General features: G+C 56.0%; 17 protein-coding genes. 2 read left to right on the plus strand and 15 right to left on the minus strand.

Features of this window, described 5'->3' with window-relative positions:
• Positions 1-47: 47 nt before the first annotated feature.
• The 3 genes from fadJ to IMQ33_RS08875 form a co-directional block, all read right to left on the minus strand.
• Positions 48-2,216: a fatty acid oxidation complex subunit alpha FadJ gene (gene fadJ / locus IMQ33_RS08865; RefSeq protein WP_196061809.1), complete on the minus strand. Its 2,169-nt coding sequence runs from the start codon at positions 2,214-2,216 to the stop codon at positions 48-50.
• Positions 2,213-3,526 carry an acetyl-CoA C-acyltransferase FadI gene (fadI, locus tag IMQ33_RS08870; protein ID WP_196061810.1) on the minus strand — a complete coding sequence of 438 codons (1,314 nt, stop codon included), beginning with the start codon at positions 3,524-3,526 and terminating at the stop codon, positions 2,213-2,215. Before fadI ends, fadJ begins: the two co-directional genes overlap by 4 nt.
• A 198-nt stretch (positions 3,527-3,724) precedes the next feature.
• Positions 3,725-4,021 (minus strand): YfcZ/YiiS family protein, encoded by a 297-nt coding sequence (locus IMQ33_RS08875; protein WP_021806065.1) that lies wholly within the window; start codon positions 4,019-4,021, stop codon positions 3,725-3,727.
• A 407-nt stretch (positions 4,022-4,428) separates the two neighbouring features.
• Between IMQ33_RS08875 and fadL the strand changes: the two genes are divergently transcribed.
• On the plus strand, positions 4,429-5,751 hold the full coding sequence (gene fadL / locus IMQ33_RS08880) for a long-chain fatty acid transporter FadL (protein WP_065683041.1): 1,323 nt from the start codon (positions 4,429-4,431) through the stop codon (positions 5,749-5,751).
• 80 nt (positions 5,752-5,831) lie between these two features.
• On the opposite strand, the gene IMQ33_RS08885 is transcribed toward fadL, so the two are convergent.
• The 12 genes from IMQ33_RS08885 to ccmA all read right to left on the minus strand — a co-directional run bounded on the left by IMQ33_RS08885 (position 5,832) and on the right by ccmA (position 16,501).
• On the minus strand, positions 5,832-7,619 hold the full coding sequence (locus IMQ33_RS08885; RefSeq protein WP_196061811.1) for a flotillin family protein: 1,788 nt from the start codon (positions 7,617-7,619) through the stop codon (positions 5,832-5,834).
• A gap of 51 nt (positions 7,620-7,670) precedes the next feature.
• Positions 7,671-8,297 carry an OB-fold-containig protein gene (locus IMQ33_RS08890; RefSeq protein ID WP_065683040.1) on the minus strand — a complete coding sequence of 209 codons (627 nt, stop codon included), beginning with the start codon at positions 8,295-8,297 and terminating at the stop codon, positions 7,671-7,673.
• Between the two features lie 330 nt (positions 8,298-8,627).
• Positions 8,628-9,389: a phospholipid-binding lipoprotein MlaA gene (gene mlaA, locus IMQ33_RS08895; RefSeq protein WP_065683039.1), complete on the minus strand. Its 762-nt coding sequence runs from the start codon at positions 9,387-9,389 to the stop codon at positions 8,628-8,630.
• Positions 9,390-9,423: 34 nt separating this feature from the next.
• Positions 9,424-10,638, minus strand: coding sequence for a c-type cytochrome biogenesis protein CcmI (ccmI, locus tag IMQ33_RS08900; protein WP_098930293.1), 1,215 nt, complete (start codon positions 10,636-10,638; stop codon positions 9,424-9,426).
• The gene (locus IMQ33_RS08905; RefSeq protein ID WP_065683037.1) at positions 10,638-11,105 is read right to left on the minus strand and encodes a cytochrome c-type biogenesis protein; all 468 of its coding nucleotides are present in this window, start codon (positions 11,103-11,105) and stop codon (positions 10,638-10,640) included. The genes ccmI and IMQ33_RS08905 overlap by 1 nt, the downstream gene beginning before the upstream one ends.
• Positions 11,102-11,653 carry a DsbE family thiol:disulfide interchange protein gene (locus tag IMQ33_RS08910; protein ID WP_024529169.1) on the minus strand — a complete coding sequence of 184 codons (552 nt, stop codon included), beginning with the start codon at positions 11,651-11,653 and terminating at the stop codon, positions 11,102-11,104. Before IMQ33_RS08910 ends, IMQ33_RS08905 begins: the two co-directional genes overlap by 4 nt.
• Positions 11,650-13,620, minus strand: a complete 1,971-nt coding sequence (locus IMQ33_RS08915; RefSeq protein WP_065683035.1) for a heme lyase CcmF/NrfE family subunit — start codon at positions 13,618-13,620, stop codon at positions 11,650-11,652. Before IMQ33_RS08915 ends, IMQ33_RS08910 begins: the two co-directional genes overlap by 4 nt.
• On the minus strand, positions 13,617-14,111 hold the full coding sequence (gene ccmE, locus IMQ33_RS08920; RefSeq protein ID WP_024529171.1) for a cytochrome c maturation protein CcmE: 495 nt from the start codon (positions 14,109-14,111) through the stop codon (positions 13,617-13,619). The genes IMQ33_RS08915 and ccmE overlap by 4 nt, the downstream gene beginning before the upstream one ends.
• Entirely contained in the window at positions 14,108-14,359 is a 252-nt protein-coding gene (gene ccmD, locus IMQ33_RS08925) for a heme exporter protein CcmD (RefSeq protein WP_098930291.1), read from the minus strand. The genes ccmE and ccmD overlap by 4 nt, the downstream gene beginning before the upstream one ends.
• On the minus strand, positions 14,356-15,093 hold the full coding sequence (locus IMQ33_RS08930; RefSeq protein ID WP_021178631.1) for a heme ABC transporter permease: 738 nt from the start codon (positions 15,091-15,093) through the stop codon (positions 14,356-14,358). Before IMQ33_RS08930 ends, ccmD begins: the two co-directional genes overlap by 4 nt.
• A 116-nt stretch (positions 15,094-15,209) precedes the next feature.
• Positions 15,210-15,869 carry a heme exporter protein CcmB gene (ccmB, locus tag IMQ33_RS08935; protein WP_021806074.1) on the minus strand — a complete coding sequence of 220 codons (660 nt, stop codon included), beginning with the start codon at positions 15,867-15,869 and terminating at the stop codon, positions 15,210-15,212.
• A complete protein-coding gene (ccmA, locus tag IMQ33_RS08940) occupies positions 15,869-16,501 on the minus strand; it encodes a cytochrome c biogenesis heme-transporting ATPase CcmA (RefSeq protein WP_065683366.1) in 633 nt (210 codons plus the stop codon). The genes ccmB and ccmA overlap by 1 nt, the downstream gene beginning before the upstream one ends.
• A 236-nt stretch (positions 16,502-16,737) precedes the next feature.
• On the opposite strand from ccmA, the gene IMQ33_RS08945 reads away from it, so the two are divergent.
• Positions 16,738-17,688 (plus strand): formate/nitrite transporter family protein, encoded by a 951-nt coding sequence (locus IMQ33_RS08945; RefSeq protein ID WP_065683033.1) that lies wholly within the window; start codon positions 16,738-16,740, stop codon positions 17,686-17,688.
• Positions 17,689-17,829 lie beyond the last annotated feature (141 nt).

Genomic DNA, 17,829 nt, shown 5'->3' on the forward strand with positions numbered 1-17,829 from the left:
AGTGCGGCCCTGATCAAACTGTAGCGCAAACCGGGCCGCCATGCTGGTTAACTGCCTTGCGGATAGAAGCGTTCCCCCTGCTCAGCCATGCGCTGCAGGCGTTCACAAGGAGCAAAATATTCACCGTACTGCTGTTGCAGATAACGCAGGGTTTTTACCACTTTCTCCGCGCCTAGCTCATCCATATAGCGGAACGGGCCGCCAAGGAACGGCGGGAAACCAATGCCAAACACCGCGCCGATATCACCGTCGCGTGCGCTGCGGACCACGCCCTCATCCAGGCAACGCGCCGCCTCGTTGAGCATCATCATCACACAGCGTTGGGCGATCACCGCATGTTGAATATGCGCCTTGGCGGTGATACCCAGCAGTGGATAGATGCTGCTGTCTGCGCTCTTGTGCTTCTGGCGTGACCTACTACCCTCAGCCGGGTACAGATAAAAACCACGGCCATTTTTGCGCCCTTTGCGGCCATCCTTCAGCACCGCGTCGAACGCCGCTGGAGCCGCAAAGCGTGGCCCCAGTTCCGCCGTCAGGATCGGGATAATCTTGGTGCCGACATCGATACCCACTTCATCCAACAGCATGATGGGGCCCACCGGGAAACCAAAATCGACCAAAGCCTTATCCACCGATTCGATCGGTTCGCCTTCCAGCAGGCAACGCGCCGCCTCATTAATATAAGGGGCGAGAATACGGTTCACGTAAAAACCAGCGCGATCGGCGACCACGATCGCCGTTTTCCCCTGCTTGTGGGCCAGGGCAACGGTAGTGGCAATGGTTTGTTCGCTGGTAGTGGCATGTGGGATCACTTCGACCAACGGCATTTTATCCACCGGGCTAAAGTAATGCAGACCAATAACCTGCTGCGGCCTGGCCGCCTGCGCCGCGATTTGGCCTATCGGCAATGATGAGGTGTTGGAGGCAAATACGGTATGCGGCGCGGCATACTGTTCAATATCGGCCACCATCTGCTGCTTGAGCACGATATCTTCAAATACCGCCTCTACCACGATGTCGACCCGCTCAAAACCGCTGTAATCGGTGCTGCCTGAAATCAGCATCATCTGTTTCTGACGCTCTGCCGGACGCATGCGTTTGCTGCGTACCCGCTTGCCCAACAGATCCCAAGTGTATTTCAACGCATGGTTGATCCCCTGCTCATTCACGTCTTTAATGCGCACCGGTAGCCCACCACGAGTCGCCGTGACGCAGGCGATACCGCCGCCCATCAAACCACCGCCAAGTACACCGACGCGCTGTAATTCATGGGGCTGAGCATCCCCGCCGCGCTCTTTTTTCAACGCCGTAGAGGCAAAAAACAGGCTGCGTAATGCGGCAGACTGTGGCGACATCGCCAGCTCACCAAAGGCACGTGCTTCCGCTTCATAGCCGCTGGCACTGCCCTGATCCAGACCAGTGCGCACCACCTTAATAATACGCTCCGCTGCCGGGTAGTTACCGTGGGTTTTCTCCAGGGTCTTCTTGCGCACGATGCTGAACAGCAGGCTTCTGCCCAACGGACCGTTGAGCAGGCGTTCCTGCCACGGTAACGCACGGCGCGATTTCCACCCCTGTTTTACACGCTCGATAGCGGTTTGCAGCAGAATGGATTGCGGTACGGCCTCATCCACCAGGCCCATACGCAGCGCCTGACGCGCGCGAACGTGTCTGCCCGTCAGCATCATATCCAACGCTTTGCTGGCACCAATCAGGCGGGGTAAGCGCTGGGTGCCACCAGAGCCAGGCAGCAAACCCAACTGGACTTCCGGCAGGCCGAGCGCCGTTTTGTCATCCAGCGAGCAGACGCGACTATGGCAGGCCAAAGCCAACTCCAGCCCGCCCCCAAGGCAAGCACCATGAATGGCGGCAACCACCGGCACCGGGAACGCGGCAATCTGTGCCAGCGTGCTCTGCCCCTTCTTCGCCAGCGCTTGTGCCTCTTGGGCCGTATGGCACGCGGCGATCATGGTGATATCTGCACCGGCAATAAAGGAATCTGGCTTGCCGGACAGGATCACCAAGCCTTCCAAGGTGGCAAGCTGCTGTGCCTTGAGCAGCACGTCGTTGATCTGCTCAACAAACTCCGCCTTCAGCGTATTGACCTTCTCCCCCGGCACATCGATGGTGATCACGCCAATATTGTCCGGGCGCAAGGTCAGATGAAATGCCGAAGGCTTGGCACGCTGTTCGTGCAATGCGTTTTCGAAACTCATTTGTCCACCTCCACGATCATCGCCGCACCTAATCCCCCAGCCGCACAAGCGGTGGCCAGCCCCAGACCGCCACCGCGCCGTTTAAGCTCGTGCAGCGTCTGGGTGATCATGCGTGCGCCAGTAGCGGCAAACGGGTGGCCGTAAGCGATGGAGCCGCCCAACACGTTGAATTTTTCCATATCCACCTCACCGATCGCCTGCTCACGCCCCAGCTTCTGTTGGGCAAACTCGGTGCTGGCGAACATTTTCAGGTTGGCCAGCGTTTGCGCCGCAAAAGCTTCGTGCATATCGATCAGGGTCAGCTCAGCCAGGGTAATACCGGCACGATCCAGCGCCAACGGGGTGGCATAGGAAGGACCGAGCAACATATCCTCCCAGACATCAATGGCGGCAAAGGCGAAGCTGCGAAGGTAGCCTAGAGGCTCCAGGCCAAGTTCTTTCGCACGGGACTCGCTCATCATCAGCACCGCTGCCGCACCATCGGTCAGTGGCGTACTGTTGGCGGCCGTGACGGTACCGTGGCGGCGATCGAATGCCGGTTTCAAACGGGCATAAGACTCCAGGCTGGAATCTTTGCGGACGTTGTTATCTTCGGCCAGCGGGGTTTTATACGGCGGCACATAGGCGGTCATCACTTCATCGCGCAACAGCCCCTGCTCCCAGGCTTTGGCGGCCAGTTGATGCGAGCGGTGTGCCAAGGCATCCTGCTGCTCACGAGTAATGCCGTGGGTTTTCGCCATTTGCTCGGCGGTATCCCCCATGCGCAGGCCGGTAGAGTATTCCGCCACGGCGGGTGGCACCGGCATCAGATCGCGGAACTTAAGCTTACTGAACAGCTTCAGGCGCTGTGACAGCGTGCGGGCCTTGTTAACGTCCACCAACGTGCGGGCCAGCGCCTTGCTAACGCCAATCGGCAGCACGGAGGAAGAATCCGCCCCACCGGCAATGCCAACACTGATGCTGCCAGCCATGATACTTTCCGCCACGTTGGCAATCGCCTGGAAGCTGGTGGCACAGGCACGTGAAACGCTATAGGCATCGGTGTGCACGCTCATGCCGGTGCCAAGCACAATTTCCCGCGCAATGTTAGGCGCTTCAGGCATTTGCACCACCTGGCCAAATACCAGTTGCTCAATCAGGGCGGGATCGATGCCGCTACGCGCCAGCAGCTCGCTCACCGCAGTCTTGCCAAGATCGACCGCAGGTATACCGTGATAAGCGGTAGCCTGCTTGGCGAAAGGGGTACGCAGCCCTTGAACAATGGCGATACGGTCGCCGAGACGGGTAACCAGCGGCAATGCCTTACTCATAAACGCTCCTGAAGAGAGGCCGTCAACACAACGGACAAAAAGAGGTCTGACCTGATGAGGTCATTGTTAACCAAATGTTTACATTTGGCAAACCGGCAGAAGTGAAAACTGAGAGCGGGAGCAACTTTCTGGTAGGGGGTAAAGCGGTGCGGATACCAGCAGGGGCGGATATTACGCCCCTACGGGATCGGGTCGGGATTAACGCAGGCCGAGCTGGAAGATCATGGTTTCTGCCTGGCAGGAGAAGGTGAAATCCACATCCAATTGCACGCCGCCGTCAACCGGTTTAATGCTACTGCTGATGTCACAAGGATCGGACTCCACGCCGCGCGCCTTTTCAGTCAGTGCTGCCAGCGTTTGCTCTGCATCTTGCTGATTGGCAAACACTCGGCTGTAGGAAGCGGTGCAATCGGTGTTATCCATCACGGTTCCGACATCGACACAGCAGCAGGCCGCAGTTTCCTGAGCGTTACATTTATTGATTGCATCTGACATAGTTGAAATCTCCTCACGGGCCGCAGTTACGCTCGCCCAAATAGCCATTTATGATCTGGCGCAAATAAACAAAATTCTGTGTTTATTTTACTCCTCGGGCTTGCCAATCACTAGCCTTACTTTTTGTAAGCATTTTAAGTGACGGAAATCACATAACTAAATCGCCCTGCGGTAAAAAAACATAAGAGTTTTGTTATGTGCAGGTCATTTTTTGTTATGTGGATCTCTTTTCTGATATCAATTTGGAAATATTTCAAAAACAAACTTGCAACATCTTAACAGGTCGGACCTATAATTCAGCCACTGGTCTGATTTGTCAGATTGATAACGGACCCTACAATCGCGCGCTCCATGTTACTTTGTGTAACATTGTTTAAATAATAAACACATAAAATGAGGTTTTGGTCATGAGCCAGAAAAACCTATTCACTAAATCAGCTCTCGCAGCTGCAGTGGCAATTATTTCTTCGAACGTGTATGCCGCAGGATTCCAGCTGAACGAATTTTCGGCGGCTGGTTTAGGGCGAGCCTATTCTGGCGAAGGCGCAATGGCGGATACCGCTGCCTCGGCAAGTCGTAACCCGGCAACCATGATGATGTTTGACCGCCCTTCTCTCACTGCGGGCGCCGTTTTTATTGACCCAGACGTTAACATTACCGGCACCTCACCTTCAGGCCGCAGCCTGGATGCGAAGAACATTGCCCCGACCGCCTGGGTACCCAACCTGCACTACATTCAACCGCTGAATGACCAATGGGCCGTCGGCGCTTCCGTGACCAGTAACTATGGCCTGGCTACCGAATACAACGAAGGCTACACCGCTGGCTCCGTCGGCGGGACTACAGACCTGACCACCGCCAATATCAACCTGAGCGCCGCTTACCGCCTGAACCAACACTTCAGCTTCGGTCTGGGCTTTGATGCGGTGTATGCCAAAGCCAAAATCGATCGCTACGCCGGTGATTTACCGCTGCTGATCGCAGGTTCAGGACAACTGCCTCCGGCGCTGGCTGGCCAGGTAGCTCAAATCCCTGCTGATACCCAGATTTCTCATCTGGAAGGCAATAAATGGGGCTATGGCTGGAACGCAGGCGTGCTGTATGAAGTGGATGAAAACAACCGCTACGGCTTTACCTACCGTTCTGAAGTGAAAATCGACTTTGACGGTGACTACAGAAGCAGCCTGCCTTCAGCCTTTAATCCTCTGCTCGGAAAACTCGGCCTGCCAATGGGAACAGACGGCAACAACGTCCCAGGTTCTCTGACCCTGAATCTGCCAGAAATGTGGGAAGTTTCCGGGTATAACAAAGTGGCACCGCAGTGGGCGATCCACTACAGCATGGCCTACACCAGCTGGAGCCAGTTCCAGGAGCTGAAAGCGACCGACAGCAACGGCAACACCCTGTTCCAGAAGCATGAAGGCTTCCGTGACGCTTACCGTATCGCGCTGGGTACTACCTACTTCTACGACGATAACTGGACCTTCCGTGGCGGTATCGCCTTCGATGATAGCCCGGTCCCAGCACAAAACCGCTCTATCTCGATCCCGGATCAGGATCGCGCCTGGATCAGCGCCGGTACCACTTACGCGTTCAATAAAGACGCTTCTGTCGACGTGGGTGTGTCCTACATGCACGGCCAGAAAGTCACCATCAAAGAAGGCCCATACACCTTCGAATCGAAGGGTTCAGCCTGGTTGTACGGTGCTGGCTTCAACTACCGTTTCTAATCTGTTTTCCTAAACAGAAACGTAAAAACGGCGGGATTACCCCGCCGTTTTCTATTGTGTTAACCCCATCCAGCCTTAACTCAGGAAAGGTTTACCGCCGTGATGCTGTGCTCCGTTGACGGTGCATACGACTCCGGTTTTTGTTCCGCAATCTCTTCCTGCACGACTACAGCGTCAGGCTCCACCAACGGAGCAACTGGCTGTGCCTGTGGTAAAGCAGCGGTCAGCGCCTGCAATGAACCGCCGCTGATACCGATTTCCTGTAGCAGGGAATCGATAACCGGGGCGTGCGTGCGATAGGCAAGAGCGGCAGACATCGCCTGCTCGGCCAAGTTGCCGCCACCGACCGAAGCCGCCGTCGCACCTGCGGCACCGCCAGAACGGTTCAACCCATCAACCTGGAGGATCTTGATGCCGTCGATGGCCTTCATCGGCTCAACGGACTTCTCGATGATCGCTGGCAGTGCCTGCAGCAGCGCCAGTTTGAACTTCAGGCTGGTCTGATCGCTGGAAAGCATGTTGACCGCTTCGTTCAACGCGCGCTGGGTTTCCGCCTCTGCCAAGCCTTTCTTACGCGCGGCTTCAGCCAGTTCGATGATGGCAGCGGCCTGCAGTTCAGCAGCCTCTTTCTCCGCACGGGCTTTCAGCGTCAGTTGCATCGCTTCGGTTTCCGCCCCTTGGCGGGCTTCGATCAGAGCGACCTGTTTGGCACGATCGGCTTCAGCGGTTTGGCGCGTGGTTTCCACGTTTTGCTCCGCTTTCACCGCTTCGGTCAACGCGTCATTGGCGCGCGCCTGAGCCTGGGACTGCTGCTCAGACTTGGCAGCAATGGCGATGGCCTTATCCTGTTCGGCGATTTCCGTCACTTTTTTCTGCTCGATGGCGGCCATTTCGGTGACTTTATTCTGCTCGATCTCTTTAACACGGATTTCACGGTCGGCCTCTACCTTACGGGTCCGTACCGCCTGCTCACGCTCGATTTCCGCCTCCTGAATCTGGCGCTCGGCGGAGATACGGCTCTGTTCGGCCTCGCGGCGGCGTTCCGCTTCAAAGGTGGCGATCCGGGAGCTTTGCTCGGCGCTGCGGGTCTTGACCTGCTGCTCCTGCTCAAGCGACATGAAGGCTTCCTGCTGCTCGATCTCCAGCTTGCGTGACATGGCATCGCGGTTTTTCTCGCGTACTGCGACCTCCACGTCTTGCTCAACTTCGTTACGCTCGCGGCGACGGCGTTCGGTTTCCTGCGTCAGCTTGGTCAGACCTTCGGCATCGAAGGCGTTGTTAGGGTCGAAATACTCTTTCGAGGTCTGGTTAAAGTTGGTCAGCGACACGCTTTCCAACTCCAGGCCGTTTTTCGCCAGATCTTCAGATACCGTGCTCTGCACGCCCTGCACGAAGTTTTCGCGCGTATCTTGCAGATCTTGCATGGTCATCTGCGCTGCGGTGGAGCGTAAGGCGTCGACAAACTTGTCTTCCACCAGTTGGCGCAGATCTTCCGGTGACAGCGTACGCTGGCCCAAAGTCTGTGCTGCAGTGGAGATCCCTTCAATGGTCGGTTGCACGCGGACAAAAAATGCCACTACCACGTCCACACGCATTCTGTCCTTGGTGATCAGGCTGTCGTGCATGGCACGGCTGACCTCCAGCTTCAGGGTCTTCATGTTGATTTCAACAATCTCATGAAACACCGGCAGGGAGATGGCACCACCGCTCAGCACGACCTTGAGACCGCCCAGACCGGTACGTACCAACGACTGTTCCGCCGAGGCACGGCGATACAGGCGTGAAAAAATCAGTCCAATAATCAGCAGGACAACAAAGATGCCACCCGCAATCGAACCCCAAAACGTAAGACCGTCACTAATTATCACTAGGGCTACCTCTCCATCAGTATTATCAAAATAATTCCGTTAAAACCGCGTTCACAGCAGATCCGGCCAAGGGTTGGCGCTGCCGCTGAAGCGGGATCCGGAGATGCGCGCCGTCACCAACACCTTAGCTCCACGCACAAAGGCGACGTCCGCCTCATCCGGCTCGATCAAAATGTAATGGGTACGCCCGTGCTCATCCGTCAACCTGGCTTCTGCCGGGGAGCCAGCCGTGGCCGTTGCGCCGGTCATAATTGCCATGCGGCCGATAAAGCTGTCCGTGGAAACGGCGCTGCTTTCGTCACGTGGCAAGTAGCGAGCAATGCCGCGGCCACACCAGCGTACGCTGAACACAGCGACGATAAAGGCAACGATCACCGCCAGCCACACCGGTAGTTCACCGCCTGCCAACCATTGCAGTATCAGGCCACTCAGTGAAAAACCGCCGAGAAACAGCACAATGATGACCAGCAGCGGCAAGCGCCCGATATGCAGCCAGCTCAGACCCTGGGCGAAAACGTTCTCACCCAGGGTAATATCCGGATGGGAGTCTATAGCCGCGTCGAAATGGCTGGAAAGGGAAGCACCGAGAAACACCGCCAGCGTTTCCAGCACGCCGATAAACAGCAGCAGGAGCAGGGCGATCAAGAAAGGGGCATTACCTGAAGAAAGTAGGTCCATATTGGCGTTCTCCGTGCGCATCAAAGCGAAAATATCGCGGCAACAGAAAACAGGCAGGAAAGAGGGTACAAAACGCGGTAAAAGGTGATGCTGCAATCCGCTATAAACGCTCCTTGTTCCACACAAGCCGGTTCCCAAGCCACGGGCTCTGCCTTCCATGTAACCAGCGGCAGTCGCCTGGCGCAGATTTTAGCATTTACTGCCCCGCCATCCCAGAAAATCATCAATAAAAATGATTATCATTTACATAAATAAAAAAGGATCCCTAGGCTTCCGGGATCCTTTTTCAAACGCTATTCACCACAGGATAAGTTGAAAAAAACCTAATCCTTAGTTGGCAGAGTCGATCTCGTCCAGATCGCCCTGGATAGCCTTGGCATTCGGGTTTTCCTGCGGCTTGAGCACCCCGCCATTCGCCAGGAAGTCATGCCGTTGGAAATAGGCGTCACGCACCATCACATAAGGATCGGAAGAGTTGCGCAGCAACCCATCGGAATCCAGCAATTGAGCACGGGTTTCAACCCCTTCCACTACCCATTTACCCGCCGACATCCAGAAGGTGAGATAACTCAGCACCGGATAAACGCTATCCGCCCAGTCGCCACCGTCTTCACGGATAGTGAAGCTGCCATAGACCGGTAAGTGGACATACGGGCCGTAACCTACGCCGTAGTTCCCCAAGGTGCCACCGAAGCGGCGTGGTTCTTCACGCGCCAGTTTCGGGTTAGCCATACTGGCCACGTCGATCAACCCGCCCATCCCCAACAGGGTGTTGAGGAAGAAACGGTTAAAGTGCTTCATGCCCTGATAAGGGTTACCACGCAGAAATTCGTTCACCATGCTGGCTGGCTCTTCCAGGTTGGAAGTAAAGTTGCTCAAGCCATTACGCGCAGGCGTCGGGACGTAATCGCGCCATACCACCGCGACCGGGCGCAGCACGTAGGGATCCATCACGTTATAGTTGAAGTTAAACATCGCCCGGTTAAACCCTTCAAGAGGGTCGGAACGCCCTTGCGGATCGTCACCAGGCGAGCTGGCACAGCCTACCAATAACACCGTTGCGAAAGCCAGCCCAGTCAGGCGAAAGTTCATATTTATCTCCATGAAAACCCTTGGATTCTTTTTATCAGGGAACCTGTTTATCAATCTGAACGCTGACCTGCTCCTTGCCGCTATAGGCTTGCAGCGTACTATCGCCAAACCAGTCGCCCGCCTGCGGCGTTGCCAGACCATCCTGTGACAGCCTGACATGCACCTTCACCTTCTGCTGAGCCGAAAGCAGACGCTCAGGCATCATGGCGTTGCTGTCATCCAATGTGAATGATAGCGGGAAACGACTAAGTGGCAATTGCTTGACAGCTACCGGCACCGGGTTGGTTCCATCGGTAACCGAAACGATCAGCGTTCCTTGTTGTGGTAATGCTTTTGCCGCCTCTGGCGACAGCGTGACAGTGACGGAGAGTTTAACAGTTTCTGCGCCCACCTGAACTTTTGCTTGCTCAATGCTGCGCTTTATCACTGCAACACGCTGGTCATCGGCTGGTAACAGTTTCAACATTACCTGCCAGGCACCGATCGCCTGTTGGTAATCGCCCTGTTCAAAGGAGTTGAACGCCAGCAGGCTCAGTACGCGCACGTTGGTGTGATCTTCAGCCACCATGGTGCGCAGCATCGCGGTGGCCTGCTTGTTGTCTTCCGGATCGCCAGAGCGCGTCAGCACTTCGGCATAGCCCAGGCGCACGTCCATATTGCTCGGATCCAGGCTGTAAGCATGAGCAAAGGCCTGGGTCGCGGTGGTGGCATTATTCAACGCCATCCCGACACGGCCAAGCATCATCCAGTCGTTCAGATTCCTGTCATCGTCCTGCAATGAGGTGCGTAAACCCAAGCCAAGACGGGCGATCTCCTCCATGCTCAGCGGTTGGGCACGCTCATTGGCCACCCGCGCACGCAGTTCCGGCATTTGGGATTCTACCTGATGCCAGGCCGTAACCTGAGCCAAACCGCCAGTTTTCAGATAAAAGCCAACCGATACCACCACCAGCACCATCACGCCAGGCACTAAAGCCCAACGATTGATAGGCCGTGCAGGCTGTTCATCCGGTTGCCCAGGAATATCGTTCAGCAAGTTCTGTTGCAGCTCTTTGACCAGTTCAGGGCGTTCCGTAACCACCCCTTGATCTTCATCTTGCGCCAGTTCGTCAAGGCGATCCTGGTAGAACGCCTTGTTGAGCGTATCGCGGCTGGCCGCCGTACTTTCTTTGCCTTGGCGCATCGCAGGCACGACCAGCAACGCGCTCGCACCGACCAACAGCACTATAATTATCAGCCAAAAAGCCATTAGGGTTTCTTCCTGTCAGTCTCTTTCAACAACGCTGCAAGGCGCTGCTGCTCCTGCTCGGAGAATTCCTCGTTGACTACGCCCACCCGACGTTGACGGGTCCGCAGTATCACCACCGCCCCACCAATCAGCACAAACAGCAGCGGCCCGACCCACAAGATCAAGGTTGCTGGCGTCACCGGGGGTTCATAGGTCACAAAATTACCGTAGCGCGCCACCATATAGTCGATGACCTGCTGCTTGTCTTGCCCCTGCATCATCAGCTCATACACCTTGGTGCGCATATCTGCCGCGATGATGGCGTTGGAATCGGCAATGCTGTTGTTCTGGCATTTAGGGCAGCGCAGCTGTTCTGTCAACTCGCGGTATTGCTGCTCCTGCTCCACCGAATTGAATTTGTAGGTGTCAATGGCCGCAGCGGCACTCCAGCTCAGCAATGCCGCCACCAGTAAGGTTATCAGCCTCATGCGTCGCCCCCATATTTACGATACAGCGGTAACACTTCCTGCTGCCAGACACGCTCGTTCATGTCCCCGGCGTGGCGGTAGCGGATTATGCCTTCACCGTCGATCAGGAAGGTCTCCGGTGCGCCATACACGCCGAGATCCAGCCCCAGCATGCCGTCGCCGTCGTACAGGCTCAGCGCATAAGGGTTACCCAACTGATTGAGCCACACCACCGCCTTCTGGCGATCGTCTTTATAGTTTAGCCCCACTACGCGGATGCCTTTGGCCGCCAGAGTATTCAGATACTCGTGCTCCGCCCGGCAAGTAGGGCACCAGGTCGCCCACACGTTCAGCAATATCGGTTTGCCAGTGCGCAGCACCGCCTGATCGAAGGTTTTACCCGGATGATCCAAGGATTCAAGCTTGAAGGTCGGCACCGGTTTACCAATCAAAGCAGACTCCAGCATGGTGGGATCTTCACCGCCGGCGTTACGCGTCAGCTGTACCAACAAGGCCACCACTAACAGCAGGAACAGGATTAACGGAATAAATAACAGTTTGCGGTTCATGCCTGCTCCCCTTGTTTGGCTTCACGTTTGAGTTTTTTGCTCATGCGATAGCGCGGATCGAGAATACACAACACGCCGCCAAGCGCCATAAACACCCCACCGAACCAGATCCAGCGGACAAAAGGTTTGTAGTAAAGCCGCACGGCCCAGGAGCCATCGTCTAACTCTTCACCTAACGCGGCGTACAGATCGCGCGTCAGGCCACCGTCGATGGCGGCCTCCGTCATCATGCTGCGCGCCACGCTGTAGTAGCGTTTTTCCGCATGCAGGGTGGCTTCGGCCTTACCGTTGCGGGTGACATCGATAATCCCGACGCCGCCGGTGTAGTTTGAACCACGGATATCGTGAACGTCGCGGAAGATGAAGCGATAGTCGTGAATTTCCACGCTATCACCGGCCTTCATGCGGACATCACGCTCAACGCTGTAGTTTTGGCTGAAAGCGATCCCGATCACCGTGACCGCCACGCCAAGATGGCCTAACACCATGCCCCAATGGCTACGGGAAAGGTGCCTGAGCCCCTGCCAGAAACCGTGGCGATGGGTCGCTCGCTCATGCAGCTCCATCAGGGTCAGCAAAATTACCCAGATGGCCATGATCAGCCCGACCACCGTCATGCCGACGATACTGTCTTGCAGCAGCCAAGGCAGCAGAATTGACAACACCAGCGTAATCACCAGCGCCACACCCAGGCGACGCCAGAGCTTGGTGGGTTCGTCACGACGCCAGCGCACCAACGGCCCGATGCCCAGCAACAGCGCCAGCGGTGCCATCAGCCAGGTAAACATGGTGTTGAAGAAGGGCTCGCCGATGGAAATACTGCCCAACCCCAACTGTTTATGCACCAACGGCAACAAGGTCCCCAACAACACCACCAGCATGGCGGCGATCAGCAAGACGTTATTGCCCAGCAGGAAGGTTTCCCGCGAGAAGGTTTCATGCTGCACCCGGCTACGCACCTGCCCGCCCTTCACGGCATACAGCAACAGCGAGCCGCCAATCACGATCACCAAATAAGCGAGGATAAACATCCCACGCGCCGGATCGGAGGCAAAGGAGTGAACGGAAACCAGCACGCCGGAACGCACCAGGAAGGTGCCCAACAGACACAGGGAGAAGGCCGTGATCGCCAGCAGCACCGTCCAGGCTTTGAAGGTCCCGCGCTTTTCGGTGACCGCCAGCGAGTGCATCAAGGCCGTACCGGCCAGCCATGGCATAAAGGAAGCGTTTTCTACCGGGTCCCAGAACCACCAGCCGCCCCAGCCCAGCTCATAGTAAGCCCACGCTGACCCCAACACGATGCCCATGGTCAGGAAGACCCAGGCCGCCGTAGTCCACGGACGCGACCAACGAGCCCAGGCCGTATCGAGCCGCCCGGCCATCAGTGAGGCAATCGCGAAGGCAAAGGCCACCGAGAAACCCACGTAGCCCATATACAGCAACGGCGGGTGGAAGATCAGCCCGATATCCTGCAACAGCGGGTTAAGGTCACCCCCGTCGATCGGGAAACTAGGCAAGGTGCGGGTAAACGGGTTGGAGGTCATAATGATGAACAGCAAGAACCCGGCGGTGATCATCCCCATCACCGATAACACACGCGCCACGGCATCCTGCGGCATCGCACGGCTGCACATGGCAACCGCCAGTGACCAGCAACTCAGCAACAACACCCACAGCAGCAGGGAACCTTCGTGCGCTCCCCACGTTGCCGCAATGCGGTAATACACCGGTAGCTTGGTGTTGGAGTTGGCTGCTACATAGGAGACGGTAAAGTCATTGGTAATAAACGCATACACCAGGCAGGCAAATGCCAGGGCGATAGCGATAAACATGCCATAGGTTAACGGGCGGGCTACCGCCATCATGCGCGTATCCTGACGCGCCGCTCCCCATTGCGGATAAATGCTCAGCAGCAACGAAATCGCCAACGCCAGGCACAGCAGAAAACTTCCAAGTTCCGGCATCATGACTTGTTGCCCCCGTCCGGCGAATTGCTATAGGTAGCGGCCGGGCTTTTATGATTCTCTTTCATGGCATCCGCGACTTCTGGTGGCGTATATTTTTCATCGTGTTTGGCCAATACTTCGCGCGCATTGACCACGTTACCTTCCCCCAGCACGCCTTGTGCCACTACGCCCTGCCCCTCACGGAACAGATCCGGCAAAATCCCGTTGTAGGTTACTTCGATGGCCCCGCGGGCGTCATATACCTTGAAGCTCACCTGCAGGCTTTGCTGATCGCGTTTGACCGAGCCAGGCATCACCATGCCACCGATACGCAGGCGCTGGCCCACCTCCGGCTTTTCATGCTTTTCGCCCTTGCCTTGCAGGATCTCGCTCGGGGTGTAGAACAGGTCGATATTGGAGCGCAAGGCATACAGCATCAGCGTGGCGGTAAGCGCGACGCCAATCAGTACGACAATGACCAGATAGAGGCGGCTTTTACGACGTGGATTCACTGTGATTTCTCCCGCAAGTTAACAGACTGCGGTGTTGCCGCTGCTTGCTTTGACTGTTGTGACTGGCGGATACGCCGTTCACGTGACGCTTGGCGGCTGACTTCGGCCAGTAGCTGCTTGCGCTGCCACAGGGTGTGGACCAATAGCCCCAGCAGGGAAAGCAGGGTTGCGGCCACGGCCAACCAAACGTAAAACGCGTAGCCGCCCATGGCGAAAAACGCCTGCCAGGAACTGAATGCAGCATTCATGACTGACGCTCCTTGTTAACCAACTCGGCGACCCAAGGGCGCTGACGTTCCTGGAAAAGGATCAGGTTGCGCAAGCGCATCAAGGTCAGCGTAATAAAGAACAACAGGTAACCGAAGATCGCCCAACGCAGCGGGTAACGCATGCTTGGCGCAATGCTCTGCTGCATATTGGTTGAGCCCTGGTGGAGGGTATTCCACCATTCGACCGAGAAGTGAATAATCGGAATGTTGATCACCCCCACCAGCACCAGAATACCGGCGGCTCGCCCGGCCAGGCGGCGATCGTCGAAAGCGTTATACAGCGCAATGATACCCATATAAAGGAACAGCAATACCAGCTCTGAGGTCAGGCGTGCGTCCCACACCCACCAGGTGCCCCACATCGGTTTACCCCAGGCAGATCCGGTGACCAATGCAATAAAGGTGAACACCGCGCCGACCGGAGCCATGGCCGCGACCACGGTATCGGACATTTTCATCTGCCAGACCAGGCCGATAAACGCCGCTATCGCCATCGAGCCATAAATGCCCATCGACCAGATGGCCGCCGGAACATGAATGTACATGATACGGAAGCTGTCACCCTGTTGATAATCTTTAGGTGCGAAACCGAAGCCCCACACCCAGCCGACCAGCAGACAGATGGCGCCCGCTATCCCCAACCAGGGGACAAAGCGGCCACAGACATGGTACAGCCGTTCCGGCTTGGCAAATTGATGTAACCATTTCCACATTGTCGTCATTGCTCACGGTAAGAAATCATTCGGTAGCCGCTCCCTGATGGCAGAACGGCGAAAGTCTTGCGCACGGAAAAGCTCTTAGAGGCATTCATCCGCGATTAAATTTCCAGCTAGTGTACGCTTACACGCAACGCAGCTGCGGTGGCAAAAGGCGCCAGCGTGATGCTGCCCGCCAGCATCGCACCCAGGATGGCCAGGTAACCGTCAATCGGCATCCCCATCGAGGCGGCATCTATCGCCGCGGTAGCGAAAATCAGTACCGGAATATACAGCGGCAACACCAGCAAACTCAGCAGCACGCCGCCTTTGCGTAGCCCCACCGTCAACGCCACACCGATAGCACCAATCAGGCTCAACGTTGGGGTGCCCAGCAGCAGAGTCAGCGCCATCGCCATCCAGGTATTCACATCCAGCGACAGCAGCAGCGCCACCAGCGGCGACAGGATCAACAACGGCAACCCAGTCACAACCCAGTGAGCACACACTTTGCCTAACACCGTCATTGGCAGCTGCGTTGGCAATAACAATAACTGTTCCAATGAGCCATCCAGGTAGTCATCACGGAACAATCGCTCCAGTGAAAGCAACGAGGCTAACAGCGCCGCTACCCAGATAATCCCCGGCGCAATACGCGCCAGCAATTGCGGTTCTGGCCCAACGCCCAGCGGAAACAGCGTGATCACGATCAGGAAGAACCACAGCGGGTTGACGATCTCGGAGCCTTTACGAAAGGCAATTTTCAGTTCCCGCCGCAGTATGATAAAGAACATCAGGCGATCTCCGCGCTGGTCTGTGTCAGGCGAATTTTCCTTACCGCCTGCCGTGTTCCGGTTAAATCTTGATGCGTCGTTAGCAGCACCATACCGCCCTGTTGTGCATGTTGCTCAAACAGCGCGGTCAGCTCCAACACGCCCTGCTTGTCTATGGCCGTCAAAGGTTCATCCAGGATCCACAGAGGGCATTTGCTGAGCCAGAGCCGTGCCAGCGCCACCCGCCGCTGCTGCCCGGCGGAAAGCTGCGCCACCGGTAAATCCTCGTACCCCACCAAGCCTACCTGCTCCAACGCCTGCCAGATGGCCTGACGATCGGATGCCTGGCTAACGGCCTGGTAAAACTGCAAATTCTCAAACGGGGTCAGCATGGATTTAATCCCCGGCTGATGCCCCAGAAACAGCAGATCCAGATGATATTGCTCACGCCGATGACGCGTATTTTCGCCCTGCCACAGCACTTCACCCGCGTCTGGCTGCGCCAACCCGGCCAAAATGCGCAGCAAGCTGGTTTTGCCAGCCCCATTAGGGCCTTCCACCTGAATAATGTCCCCCGGACTCACCAAAAAACTCAACCTGTCAAACAGAGTACGTTCATCTCGTACACAACTAAGATTTCTGGCTTCCAGCATGGAGGACTCATATTTTTCTTTGGGATAGCGAATCATAGCATAAGCCACAGTGCGCTCGAAGCCCGCAGCCTGGCTTGGATGTACTCCATTAGAGGTAATATTGCGCATCAGATCAAAATTGCGTAGAAAAAAACAGCAACGTTAAAATTTCGTTACTTTTTAATCATTTTTCCGGCGCACTTTCCTTCGCCCCATCAGCAACTACGCTTAGTTATCAGCCAATAGGAGAATGACCATTGAGCGTAAAACCAGATCGTCAAGCCAACAGCGATAAAAGCAGCGTCAAGGTCGAAAGCGAAGAGCACGATCGGGGCAAATCCACCATTGAGGTCGATGAGCAAAAACTGCCCTCGCGCGCCGCTGCCGTACATGAACAAATCCGCATGGAGGGGGAGAAAGAACTGGAGCGTGACTGGCTGGCGCTATTGCTGTCAGCCTTGGCGGCTGGCTTGTCGATGGGGGCTTCCCTGGCAGCAAAAGGGATTTTTCACGCACGGCTACCGGATGACCCAAGCCGGTTTTTTATCGAGAACATCGGCTATACCTTCGGTTTTATCATCGTCATCATGGCTCGCCAGCAGTTGTTTACTGAAAACACCGTCACTGCGGTATTGCCCATCATGCATAAACCGACGCCTAAAAACTTCGTCATTCTGTTCCGCCTATGGGGGATAGTGCTGTTGGGGAATCTGCTCGGCACCGGCCTGGCCGCGCTGGCGTTTATCTATATGCCTATTTTTGATGAGAATACCCGTGCGGCCTTCACCAGCTTGTCACAGGAAATCATGCATAACACCCCGGGAGAGATGTTTGCCAACGGCATCCTGGCAGGTTGGATCATCGCCACGATGGTGTGGATGTTCCCTTCGGCCAGAGCCGCCAAGATCTGGGTGATCGTGCTGATGACCTACCTGGTGGCGATTTGCGACCTTACCCATATCGTGGTTGGTTCCGTCGAAATTCTGTACCTGGTGTTTAGCGGCGCACTCCCCTGGCAGGAATTCTTCTACCCGTTCGCCATCCCGACGCTGGCGGGCAATATCATCGGCGGCAGCTTTATCTTCGCCCTGATCAGCCATGCGCAGATCCGCAACGATATGAGTGACAAGGCCAAGGCCGAACGACTGAAGGCTCAACGGGAGAATCAACCCAGGAAGGAACACACGGATAAATCAGACCGCGAATAAAACTTCTCCAACCCGTTCGCGGCACATTAAAAGGTGGATAATCGGGAAAATGGGGCATAACGGGAGAAAACCGATTATATTTCAGGCAATCAGACCAATAGCCCCTTAAACCCAAGCGCAAAAATAGGTATACTGCGCCCG

Source organism: Serratia sp. Res13-Sevr-LER1-36-b (assembly GCF_015673035.1).
In the GTDB taxonomy this organism is placed as follows: Bacteria; Pseudomonadota; Gammaproteobacteria; order Enterobacterales; family Enterobacteriaceae; genus Chania; species Chania fonticola_C.

What these genes read in the sequence shown, in the direction of transcription:
- IMQ33_RS08930 (WP_021178631.1), bottom strand. Translation starts at nt 15,093, where the DNA reads ATGTGGAAATGGTTACATCAATTTGCCAAGCCGGAACGGCTGTACCAT.
- ccmD (WP_098930291.1), bottom strand. Translation starts at nt 14,359, where the DNA reads ATGAATGCTGCATTCAGTTCCTGGCAGGCGTTTTTCGCCATGGGCGGC.
- ccmA (WP_065683366.1), bottom strand. Translation starts at nt 16,501, where the DNA reads ATGCTGGAAGCCAGAAATCTTAGTTGTGTACGAGATGAACGTACTCTG.
- IMQ33_RS08905 (WP_065683037.1), bottom strand. Translation starts at nt 11,105, where the DNA reads ATGAGGCTGATAACCTTACTGGTGGCGGCATTGCTGAGCTGGAGTGCC.
- fadL (WP_065683041.1), top strand. Translation starts at nt 4,429, where the DNA reads ATGAGCCAGAAAAACCTATTCACTAAATCAGCTCTCGCAGCTGCAGTG.
- fadJ (WP_196061809.1), bottom strand. Translation starts at nt 2,216, where the DNA reads ATGAGTTTCGAAAACGCATTGCACGAACAGCGTGCCAAGCCTTCGGCA.
- IMQ33_RS08910 (WP_024529169.1), bottom strand. Translation starts at nt 11,653, where the DNA reads ATGAACCGCAAACTGTTATTTATTCCGTTAATCCTGTTCCTGCTGTTA.
- fadI (WP_196061810.1), bottom strand. Translation starts at nt 3,526, where the DNA reads ATGAGTAAGGCATTGCCGCTGGTTACCCGTCTCGGCGACCGTATCGCC.
- mlaA (WP_065683039.1), bottom strand. Translation starts at nt 9,389, where the DNA reads ATGAACTTTCGCCTGACTGGGCTGGCTTTCGCAACGGTGTTATTGGTA.
- IMQ33_RS08915 (WP_065683035.1), bottom strand. Translation starts at nt 13,620, where the DNA reads ATGATGCCGGAACTTGGAAGTTTTCTGCTGTGCCTGGCGTTGGCGATT.
- IMQ33_RS08890 (WP_065683040.1), bottom strand. Translation starts at nt 8,297, where the DNA reads ATGGACCTACTTTCTTCAGGTAATGCCCCTTTCTTGATCGCCCTGCTC.
- ccmB (WP_021806074.1), bottom strand. Translation starts at nt 15,869, where the DNA reads ATGTTCTTTATCATACTGCGGCGGGAACTGAAAATTGCCTTTCGTAAA.
- ccmI (WP_098930293.1), bottom strand. Translation starts at nt 10,638, where the DNA reads ATGGCTTTTTGGCTGATAATTATAGTGCTGTTGGTCGGTGCGAGCGCG.
- IMQ33_RS08875 (WP_021806065.1), bottom strand. Translation starts at nt 4,021, where the DNA reads ATGTCAGATGCAATCAATAAATGTAACGCTCAGGAAACTGCGGCCTGC.